This is a genomic window from Saccharopolyspora antibiotica, assembly GCF_047200635.1.
In the GTDB taxonomy this organism is placed as follows: Bacteria; Actinomycetota; Actinomycetes; order Mycobacteriales; family Pseudonocardiaceae; genus Saccharopolyspora_C.
Genome location: NZ_JBJZOI010000016.1, coordinates 144751 through 154556, shown reverse-complemented (window position 1 = coordinate 154556; position 9806 = coordinate 144751). Strand labels below are relative to the sequence as shown.

The window sequence follows — 9806 nt, the reverse complement described above, 5'->3', positions numbered from 1 at the left end:
CCACCCCCCCCCCCCCCCCCTCCTCCCCCCCCCCCCCCCCCCCCCCACCGCTCAGGTCGAGCGCTCCGCCTCCGGACGGCCGACCAGGGCGATGGCGATCGCGCCGAACACGCCCACGACCGCGAAGGCGTAGAAGCCCCACGGGTAGGCGATCCCGGCAGTGAGCAGGGCGCCGCCGAGCAGCGGGCCGCAGACCGCGCCGAGCCGCCCCACCCCGGCCGACCAGCCGAGCCCCGTCGCGCGGTTCGGCGCCGGGTACGACCGGCCCACGTAGGTGTAGACGAGCACCTGGGCGCTGAACACGAAGCAGCCGGCCACGAACACCGCCGCGTACACGCCGACCTCGGGCAGCCGGATGCTCAGCACGGCCAGGAACAGCGCACCGGTGATGAACCAGCCGATCGCCACCTGCCGGATCCGGCCCCGGTCGGCGAGGACTCCGGAGAGGAGCAGCCCGGCGATCGCCCCCAGGTTCAGCGTCAGCAGCAGGCCGAGCGCCGTGCCCAGCGGGTACCCGGCCACCCGCATGATCTCGGGCAGCCAGGTGTTGAGGCCGTACACCAGCATCAGGCCCATGAACGAGCTCACCCAGAAGGCGAGGGTGCTGCGCGCGAAACCGTCGCGGAACAGGCCCCGCACCGCGCTCAGCCCGCCCCGGAGCCCCGCGTTCTCCGCGTCCACCGCCTCGAACTGCCGGGACTCGGGCAGGTAGCGGATCATCAGCGGCACCAGGACCAGCGCCGGCCCCCCGCCGAGCAGGAACATCCACGGCCAGCCCAGCGAGGGCAGCACGGCGATGCCCAGCACCGCGGTGAGGATCGCGCCCACGTGGTACCCGGTCATGATCGTGGTGGTGGCCGCGCCGTTGCGCCCGGGCCGCGAGTACTCGGTGACCAGCGCGATGGCGATGGGCACGCAACCACCCAGGCCGAGCCCCGCGAGGAAGCGCAGCACCGAGAAGACCAGCACCGACGGCGCCACCGCGCACAGCGTCGTGAGCAGCGAGAAGCTGATCACCGAGAAGATCAGGGCCGCCCTCCTGCCGACGACGTCGGTGAGGGTGCCGATGGCGAGCGCCCCGATCGCCATGCCGACCAGGCCCAGCGTGGAGGCCACCGAGGCGGTCGCCGGGGTCAGGCCCCAGACGTGCTGGTCCAGCAGCACCGGCAGCACGCTGCCCAGCACGACCAGGTCGAATCCGTCGAGCAGCACCGCGCACCAGCACAGCGGCACCACCCAGCCCGCCCTCGCGGCAGGTCCGGCCTCGTTCGCAGCAACCACGCCCGGCCCTCCTGGATGATCTTCGGTGCCGTTGCCGAGGCATCGTGCCCGCCCGGCTCCGCCCCACCACCCCGGCGCTTCCGCTCACCGAAAACGACCACGCGAACCGCTCGGCGCTGCCTGCCGCGCTGCGGCGGGTGGCGCGGTTCAGCGCTCGGCGAGCAGCGCGGCGAAGCCGTCGAGGTGCCGGGCGAGGGCGTACTCGAACAGCTCCGCCAGGTCGTCGGCCGCGCCCTCGGGCACCGCCGCCAGCAGCGGGAACCGGGCGCCGTCGAGCGCGCTTCCCGCGCGGGACCGGTGCGCGCTCCGCCAGCGGCCGAGCGGGAGGCCGGTGCGGTGCTCGGCATCGGTCTCCTCGGCCTGCGCGGCGGCGGCCGCGAGCACCAGCGAGTGCAGCGTCAGGGCCTCCTGCAGCCGGATCCGCGGCGGCAGCCCCAGCTCGGTGAGCGCGCCGAGGATCCACTCGGTGTGCGCCATGACGTTCGGTGCGAAGGACGGGCGGGTGAGGGAGATCGCCCCGGGCAACCAGAGGTGCTCGCGGCAGAGCTCCCACTCGACGCGGGCGGCGAGTTCGAGCTTCGCGCGCCAGCCCGGCGGACCGGTCGCGGGCAGCGCGCACCCGGCGAAGGCGCGATCGGCCATCCGCGCCACGAGCTCCTCCTTGTCCGCGACGACGCGGTACAGCGACATCGGGCCGACGCCGAGCTGGGCGGCGAGCCGCCGCATCGACACCGCGTCGAGCCCCTCCGCGTCCGCGATCGCGATGGCCGCGTCCAGCACCCCGCCCCGCTTCGCGTGCGCGGGCCGCTCGGGGCCGGCGGGCCCCGCGTCCGGACCGGCGGGAGCGGGTGCCGCCGCGCGGGCGCTCACCACCGTGCCCGCGCCCACCCTCGGCTCCACCAAGCCCTCCTCGCGCAGCAGCGCGGCCGCCCGGGTCGCGGTGGCGACGGCCACGCCCCACCGCTGGGCGAGCTGCCGGATGGACGGCACCCGGTCGCCCGGGCGCAGCTCACCGGAGCTGATCCGGGCCCGCACCTCCCCCGCGATGACCCGGTAGGGCGATCCCGCTCCCCGCTCCGTCGACGTCACGTCGCCCTCCTCCACACCGCGAAACTCCCCCACCGTACTAGTTCACTTTCGGCTCCGACCTGGCGCACTTCACGCCCAGAATCGGCCCGAACGCCCGGCATCAGCCGCTACCTTGACGCCTGATCGATACACCGTACGCATTCGAGGGGAACACCCATGCGCAATCGCACCGTCCTCATCGCCGGGGCCGGGATCGCCGGGCCGGCGCTGGCGCACCAGTTGCACCGGTACGGCTTCCGGCCGACCGTGCTGGAGCGCGCCGCCACGCCTCGCACCGGCGGCCACGTGGTCGACGTCCGCGGCACCGCGCGGACGGTGATCGAGCGGATGGGCCTCGTCCCGCGGATCCGGCAGGCGCACACCGGCGCGCGGGGCATGGCGTTCGTCGACTCGGACGGACGCCGGGTCGCCGAGCTGGGGACCGACGTGTTCGGGCACTCCGGTGGACCCGTCGCCGAGTTCGCCCTCCGCCGCACCGACCTCGCCCGGATCCTGCACGAGGCCGTCGCCGACGACGTCGAGCACGTCTTCGGCGACTCGATCACCGCCGTGGAGCAGCGCGAGGGCCGCGTCCGGGTCACCTTCGCCTCGGGCGGGACGCGGGAGTTCGGCCTGCTGATCGGCGCGGACGGTGCCCGCTCGGGGGTCCGCGAGCTCGTCTTCGGCCCGGAGGAGCGCTACCTGCACGACCTCGGTTGCTCGGTGGCGCTGTTCTCCACGAGCACCGCGCTGGACCTCGACGGTTGGCAGCTGATGCACACCGCCGCGGCGGGTGGCGGCCGCCCGGGCCGCACGGCGGGGCTCGTGCCGCTGCCGGAGCCGGGCCGGGCGCTCGCCGGGTTCTTCTGGCGCTCGGCTCCCGATCCGCGGCTGCGGCACGACACCGGCGCGCAGCGGGCCCTCGTCGCCCGCACGTTCGCCGGGGACGGCTGGCACGTCCCGGAGCTGCTCGCCGCGCTGCCCGAGGCGGGGGACTTCTTCTTCGACCGCATCGGCCAGGTCCGCGTGGACGGCTGGGCGCGGGGCCGCGCGGCGCTGCTCGGCGACGCGGCGTACTGCGCCTCGCCGATGTCCGGGATCGGCACCAGCCTCGCGCTCGTCGGGGCGTACGTGCTGGCCGGGGAGCTCGCCGCCGCTGAAGGCGATCACCACCGCGCCTACCCGCGCTACGAGCGGGCGATGCGGGAGTTCGTCGACAGGGCCCACGAGTTCGCCCGCGGCGCAGGCGACGGCGGCCTGATGCCCGAGTCGCGGCGGCAGCTCCGGATGCGCAACCGCTCCGTCCGCCTCCTGCGGCACCTGCCGAGGCGCCTGGTCGCCCGCGGCATGGAGCGGGTCGCGAACTCCGTCGAGCTCGCGGACTACCCCGAACCCGTGCCGCGCTGAGCGACGCCACCGCGGCACGAAAAAAGACCAGGTCCTCGGACCTGGTCTTTCGCGGTGGAGACGAGGGGAATCGAACCCCTAACCCCCGCCTTGCAAAGGCGGTGCTCTGCCAATTGAGCTACGTCCCCGCTCGGCGCTCGCTCCCGGCCGGGGACTCACCCGGACCGCGTCGCGCTGAACGGGGCTCCCGCGGCCGCCGGAGTCCCGGCGCCGGAGCTCGAACTCACACCTCGCCGGCGGTGGCCTCGCGCCACAGGTCCGCCTCGGCCTTGGCGGCGCGGTTGCGGCGAACGACGAACAGAACGGCACCGGCAACGACGGCGAGTGCGAGAAGCTTCTTCATTTCCGGTCGCCTCCTAGAACGGGGCACCCGCGCGAACGGCGGGTATCGGGAGAACATCCTGCAGCAGGAAGGGTGGGCCTAGAAGGACTTGAACCTTCGACCTCTTCGTTATCAGCGAAGCGCTCTAACCGCCTGAGCTATAGGCCCTTGGTGTGACTCGAAGATTACACGACGCTCAGCCCGCGCCGCGCAGGGGGGTCCGGCCGGGACGGCGCCCGCGAGGAGCGCCGTCCCGGCCCGGAGATCACTCCCGCTCGGAGAGCGTGACCTCGACGCCACCGGCGAAGTCGGCGGCCACGTTGTAGATGAACGCGCTCACCGTCGCCAGCGCGGTGAACAGCACGATGTTGATCGCCCCGATGATGGAGGCGACGCCGAACACCCGGCCCGCGCTGATCAGGTCCTCGCTGGCGGCGTCCTCCGGCGAGGTGAGCTCGGTGAACGTGCCGTTCAGCGAGTCCCACACGCCCATGCCGTCCAGCACGCCGTAGAGCACCGCGACCGCGATCATCCACACGAAGAACATCGCGACGCTCAGCACCAGGGCGAGCTTCAGCACCGACCACGGATCGAGCCGCTTGACCTGGAGGCTCGCCCGGCGCGGGCCGCGGCTGGGGCGGCGCGCGCTGGTGGCCTGGGAGCCGGGCCGGGCGGCCGCGCCGAAGTTCACCGAGGTGCGGTTCTCGGCGCCCTGGTTCGGGATCTCGGTGCGGACCGTCTCCTGGTCGTACCCCGGCTTCGGCATCGCCTGCGTCTGGGCGGTGTCGAAGCCCGGCGTCGCGGCGGCGTCCGGGTGCCCGTCGGCGGCGTCGCCGCTCGAACCGGTGCGCTGCCACGGCGGAGGCGTCTCGGTGCCCTCGAAGGTCTCCGAACCGTTCGACCCGGTGGCCGACTCGCCGTGCCCGGACCCCGCGGCGGCCGACTCGCCGCCGGGGGCAGCGGGGTCCGACTGCCCGGTCATCACCGAGGTGTGCTGCGAATTCTGTCCGGCCGTCCGGTCGGCGCCCTCGTCGGGCTGCCCGTCCGAACGCTCCGGCTTCTCGGAAGATGTCACGAGAGATCCTTCATGATCGTCATCGGCGGTCGCTACTTCGTCGGCTCAGGCCCGGCGGCGTCCGGATCGGCGGCCTCGTCGGCGCTGCGCGCGATGGCCACCACCGAAGTCCCGTCGCCCAGGTTCATCAGACGCACCCCCTTCGTCTGCCTGCCTGCCTTGCGAACCTCCTTGGCGGTGGTCCGGATGACGCCGCCGGTGGAGGTGATCGCGTAGAGCTCATCGTCCAGGTCGACGATGAGGGCCCCGACAAGCCTCCCACGTTTGCGGTCGTACTGAACGGTGAGCACACCCTTGCCGCCGCGCCCCTGGACCGGGTAGTCGTCGATCTCAGTCCGTTTGGCGTAACCCCCGTCGGTGGCGACGAGGACGTACCGCCCGGGCCGGACGACGCCCATCGCGAGCAGCTCGTCGCCGGAGTTGAACCGCATTCCCAGCACGCCTGACGTGGCCCGGCCCATGGGGCGCAGCGCCTCGTCGGTGGCGTGGAACCGGATCGACTGGCCCTCGGCCGAGACCAGCAGCAGGTCGTCGTCGGTGGAGCACAGCACCGCGCCGACCAGCTCGTCCTCGTCCTTGAGGTTCACACCGATGAGTCCACCCGAACGGTTCGAGTCGAAATCGGTGAGCCGGGACTTCTTCACCAGGCCGCTCTTGGTGGCCAGCACCAGGTACGGCGCCGCGGTGTAGTCCTTGATCTGCATGACCTGCGCGATGTGCTCGTCCGGCTGGAAGGCGAGCAGGTTCGCCACGTGCTGACCGCGGGCCGTGCGGTTGGCCTCCGGCAGCTCGTAGGCCTTCGCGCGGTAGACCCGGCCCTTGTTCGTGAAGAACAGCATCCAGTCGTGGGTCGAGCAGACGAAGAAGTGCGACACGATGTCGTCCTGCTTGAGCTGCGCGCCCTGCACGCCCTTGCCGCCGCGCTTCTGCGCGCGGTACAGGTCGGTGCGGGTCCGCTTCGCGTAGCCGGTGCGGGTGATCGTGACGACGACGTCCTCGTCGGCGATGAGGTCCTCCATGGACACCTCGCCCTCGTACGGGACGATCTTCGTGCGCCGGTCCTCGCCGTACTTCTCGACGATCTCCATGAGCTCGTCGCGGATGATCTGCCGCTGCCGCTCGGGCTTGGCGAGGATGTCCTTGTAGTCCTCGATCTCCAGCTCCAGCTCGGCGAGCCGGTCGATGATCTTCTGGCGCTCCAGCGCGGACAGCCGCCGCAGCTGCATCTCCAGGATCGCGTCGGCCTGCACCTCGTCGACGTCGAGCAGCGCGATCAGGCCGGTGCGGGCCTCGTCGACCGTCGGCGAGCGGCGGATCAGCGCGATCACCGCGTCCAGCGCGTCCAGCGCCTTGACCAGGCCGCGCAGCACGTGGGCGCGCTCCTCGGCCTTGCGCAGCCGGAACCGGGTGCGCCGGACGATGACCTCGACCTGGTGGTTGACGTAGTACCGGATCACCTGGTCGACGCGCAGCGTGCGGGGCACGCCCTCGACCAGGGCCAGCATGTTCACGCCGAAGGTGGTCTGCAGCTGGGTGTGCTTGTAGAGGTTGTTGAGCACCACCTTGGGGATCGCGTCCCGCTTCAGGGTGATGACGATGCGCATCCCGCGACGGCTGTTCGACTCGTCGGCGATGTCCGAGATCCCGGTGATCTTGCCATCGCGGTGCATCGCCGCGATGTTCTCGATCAGGTTGTCCGGGTTGACCTGGTACGGCAGCTCGGTGACGACCAGCGAGGTGCGCCCCTTCGCGTCCTCCTCCACGGAGACCACCGAGCGCATCTTGATGGAGCCGCGGCCGGTGCGGTGGGCCTCCGCGATGGCGCTGGTGCCGAGGATGAGCGCCTTGGTCGGGAAGTCCGGCCCCTTGATCCGCTGGATCAGCTCCTCGAGCAGGGTCTCGTCGTCGACCTCGGGGTTCTCCAGCAGGTAGACCACGCCGTCGGCGACTTCCCGCAGGTTGTGCGGCGGGATGTTCGTCGCCATCCCGACCGCGATCCCGCTGCCGCCGTTGACCAGCAGGTTCGGGATGCGCGCCGGGAGCACGTCCGGCTCCTGGGTCCGACCGTCGTAGTTGTCGGAGAAGTCGACGGTGTCCTCTTCGATGTCGGCGAGCATGTGCATCGCCAACGGCTTCAACCGCGACTCGGTGTAGCGCATCGCCGCCGCCGGGTCGTTACCCGGGGAGCCGAAGTTGCCCTGCCCGTCGATGAGCGGGTGGCGCATCGCCCACGGCTGGGCCAGCCGCACCAGCGTGTCGTAGATCGCCGAGTCGCCGTGCGGGTGGTAGTTGCCCATCACCTCGCCGACGACGCGGGAGCACTTCACGTAACCGCGATCCGGCCGGAAGCCGGAGTCGTACATCGCGTACAGGACGCGGCGGTGCACCGGCTTGAGACCGTCCCGGACGTCCGGCAGGGCACGCGCGACGATGACGCTCATCGCGTAGTTGATGTAGGAGTTCTGCATCTCCTGCTGGATGTCGACCGGTTCGGTCCGGCCGCCCTCCGGAGGCAGCGTCTCAGTCATGCCAGTCCTTCTGGTTCACACCGGGTCGGCGAGCCGGCCCGGCAGGTGGTTGGTCTGGATGCGGCGTCGATCTGCCGGGGCGATCAGACGTCGAGGAAGCCGACGTCCTTGGCGTTGCGCACGATGAACGAGCGGCGCGCTTCGACGTCCTCGCCCATGAGCACGCTGAACAGCTCGTCGGCCGTCGCGGCGTCGTCCAGCGAGACCTGCATCAGCAGCCGGGTGTCCGGGTCCATCGTCGTCTCCCACAGCTCCTGCGGGTTCATCTCGCCGAGGCCCTTGTAGCGCTGGATGCCGTCGTCCTTCGGCAGCTTGCGCCCCGCGGCCGCGCCCGCCTCCAGCAGCCCGTCGCGCTCGCGGTCGGAGTAGGCGAACTCCGGCTCCGAGCGCGGCCACTTGATCTTGTAGAGCGGCGGGCGCGCCAAGTAGACGTGCCCGTTCTCGATCAGCGGGCGCATGAACCGGAACAGCAGGGTCAGCAGCAGGGTGCGGATGTGCTGGCCGTCCACGTCGGCGTCGGCCATCAGCACGATCTTGTGGTACCGCAGCTTGGACAGGTCGAACTCGTCGTGGATGCCGGTGCCCAGGGCGGTGATGATGGACTGGACCTCGTTGTTCTTGAGGACCTTGTCGATCCGCGCCTTCTCCACGTTGATGATCTTGCCTCGGATCGGCAGGATCGCCTGGAACCGCGACTCCCGGCCGTCCTTGGCCGAGCCGCCCGCCGAGTCGCCCTCCACGATGTAGAGCTCGCACTCCTCGGGCTGGTTGGACTGGCAGTCCTTGAGCTTGCCGGGCAGGCCGCCGATGTCCATCGCGCTCTTGCGCCGGACCAGCTCCTTCGCGCGGCGCGCCGCCATCCGCGCCTGCGCCGAGCCGACCGCCTTGTTGATGATCGTCTTGGCGTCGGCGGGGTTGCGCTCGAACCAGTCGTTGAGCCACTCGAAGGACGCCGTCTGCACGAACGACTTGACCTCGGTGTTGCCCAGCTTGGTCTTCGTCTGCCCCTCGAACTGCGGCTCGCGGACCTTGACCGACACGATCGCGGCGAGGCCCTCGCGGACGTCGTCGCCGGTGAGGCTGCCGTCCTTCTCCTTGAGGAGCTTCTTCTCCTTCGCGTAGGCGTTCACCACGCGGGTCAGCGCCGAGCGGAAGCCCTCCTCGTGGGTGCCGCCCTCGTGCGTGTTGATCGTGTTCGCGAAGGTGTAGACCGACTGGTTGTAGCCGGAGTTCCACTGCATCGCGACCTCGACCTCGACCCCGGTGCCGGAGGCGCTGAACGCGACGGCCTTCTTGTGGATCGGCTCCTTCGTCGCGTTGATGTGCTTGACGAAGTCCTCCAGCCCGCCCGGGTAGTGGAAGGTCCGCTCCGAGGCGCGAGCCGCCTGGCCGCCCGCGTCCTCGCCGGACTCGTCCTCCTCGGCGATGCGCTCGTCGCGCAGCACGATGGTCAGCCCCTTGTTCAGGAACGCCATCTCCTGCAGGCGCCGCGACACCGTCTCCGCGTTGTAGCGGGTGGTCTCGAAGATGGCCGGGTCGGCCCAGAAGGTGATCGAGGTGCCGTTGCGCTTGGTCCCCTCGCCCTTCTTCACGTCGCTGACCGGCTTGGAATCCTCGTAGCGCTGGCGCCACACGCTGCCGTCGCGGTAGATCTCCGCTTCCAGCGCGGACGAGAGCGCGTTCACGACGGAGACGCCGACGCCGTGCAGACCACCGGAGACCGCGTACGAGTCGCCCCCGAACTTGCCGCCCGCGTGCAGCACGGTGAGCACGACCTCCAGGGTCGGCTTCTTCTCGACCGGGTGCATGTCCACCGGAATGCCGCGGCCGTCGTCGGTGACGCGCACGCCGCCGTCCGCCAGCAGCGTCACCTCGACGGTCGTCGCGTAACCCGCCATCGCCTCGTCGACGGAGTTGTCCACCACCTCCCACACGAGGTGGTGCAGGCCGCGCTCACCGGTGGAACCGATGTACATGCCGGGACGCTTGCGGACGGCTTCCAAGCCCTCAAGCACGGTGATGGACGACGCGCTGTATTCGTTCTTCTTCGATGCCACGGGCCTCGGTGTCTCCTCGAACCGGCAGTGTGTCGGGTGGCCGACCGCCTCCAGCGGTCGCTTCGGTA

At 71.1% G+C, this 9806-nt stretch carries 6 protein-coding genes, 2 tRNA genes and 1 pseudogene; 1 reads left to right on the top strand and 8 read right to left on the bottom strand.

Annotation, left to right across the window (positions count from 1 at the left end; all coding sequences use genetic code 11):
• Positions 1–51: 51 nt before the first annotated feature.
• Together ACL03H_RS15440 and ACL03H_RS15435 are read right to left on the bottom strand one after the other, a co-directional pair.
• The gene (locus tag ACL03H_RS15440) at positions 52–1281 is read right to left on the bottom strand and encodes an MFS transporter (RefSeq protein WP_412811914.1); all 1230 of its coding nucleotides are present in this window, start codon (positions 1279–1281) and stop codon (positions 52–54) included.
• 147 nt (positions 1282–1428) lie between these two features.
• The gene (locus tag ACL03H_RS15435; RefSeq protein WP_412811913.1) at positions 1429–2370 is read right to left on the bottom strand and encodes a GntR family transcriptional regulator; all 942 of its coding nucleotides are present in this window, start codon (positions 2368–2370) and stop codon (positions 1429–1431) included.
• 156 nt (positions 2371–2526) lie between these two features.
• On the opposite strand from ACL03H_RS15435, the gene ACL03H_RS15430 reads away from it, so the two are divergent.
• Positions 2527–3756 (top strand): FAD-dependent monooxygenase, encoded by a 1230-nt coding sequence (locus tag ACL03H_RS15430; protein WP_412811912.1) that lies wholly within the window; start codon positions 2527–2529, stop codon positions 3754–3756.
• Positions 3757–3811: 55 nt separating this feature from the next.
• Here ACL03H_RS15430 and ACL03H_RS15425 read toward each other — a convergent pair.
• The 6 genes and pseudogenes from ACL03H_RS15425 to gyrB all read right to left on the bottom strand — a co-directional run bounded on the left by ACL03H_RS15425 (position 3812) and on the right by gyrB (position 9738).
• Positions 3812–3884 (bottom strand) — tRNA-Ala (locus ACL03H_RS15425).
• 107 nt (positions 3885–3991) lie between these two features.
• A pseudogene (locus ACL03H_RS15420) lies at positions 3992–4099 on the bottom strand (DLW-39 family protein); the annotation flags it as partial.
• Between the two features lie 73 nt (positions 4100–4172).
• Positions 4173–4246: transfer RNA gene (locus ACL03H_RS15415), tRNA-Ile, on the bottom strand.
• A 97-nt stretch (positions 4247–4343) separates the two neighbouring features.
• Positions 4344–5153, bottom strand: coding sequence for a DUF3566 domain-containing protein (locus ACL03H_RS15410; protein WP_412811911.1), 810 nt, complete (start codon positions 5151–5153; stop codon positions 4344–4346).
• A gap of 32 nt (positions 5154–5185) precedes the next feature.
• Complete coding sequence (gene gyrA, locus ACL03H_RS15405) at positions 5186–7681, bottom strand: DNA gyrase subunit A (protein ID WP_412811910.1); 2496 nt, start codon at positions 7679–7681, stop codon at positions 5186–5188.
• Positions 7682–7764: 83 nt separating this feature from the next.
• Positions 7765–9738: a DNA topoisomerase (ATP-hydrolyzing) subunit B gene (gene gyrB / locus ACL03H_RS15400; RefSeq protein WP_412811909.1), complete on the bottom strand. Its 1974-nt coding sequence runs from the start codon at positions 9736–9738 to the stop codon at positions 7765–7767.
• Between the last annotated feature and the right edge of the window lie 68 nt (positions 9739–9806).

Coding starts and splice junctions, on each gene's coding strand:
- ACL03H_RS15430 (WP_412811912.1), top strand. CDS start 2,527: ATGCGCAATCGCACCGTCCTCATCGCCGGGGCCGGGATCGCCGGGCCG.
- gyrA (WP_412811910.1), bottom strand. CDS start 7,681: ATGACTGAGACGCTGCCTCCGGAGGGCGGCCGGACCGAACCGGTCGAC.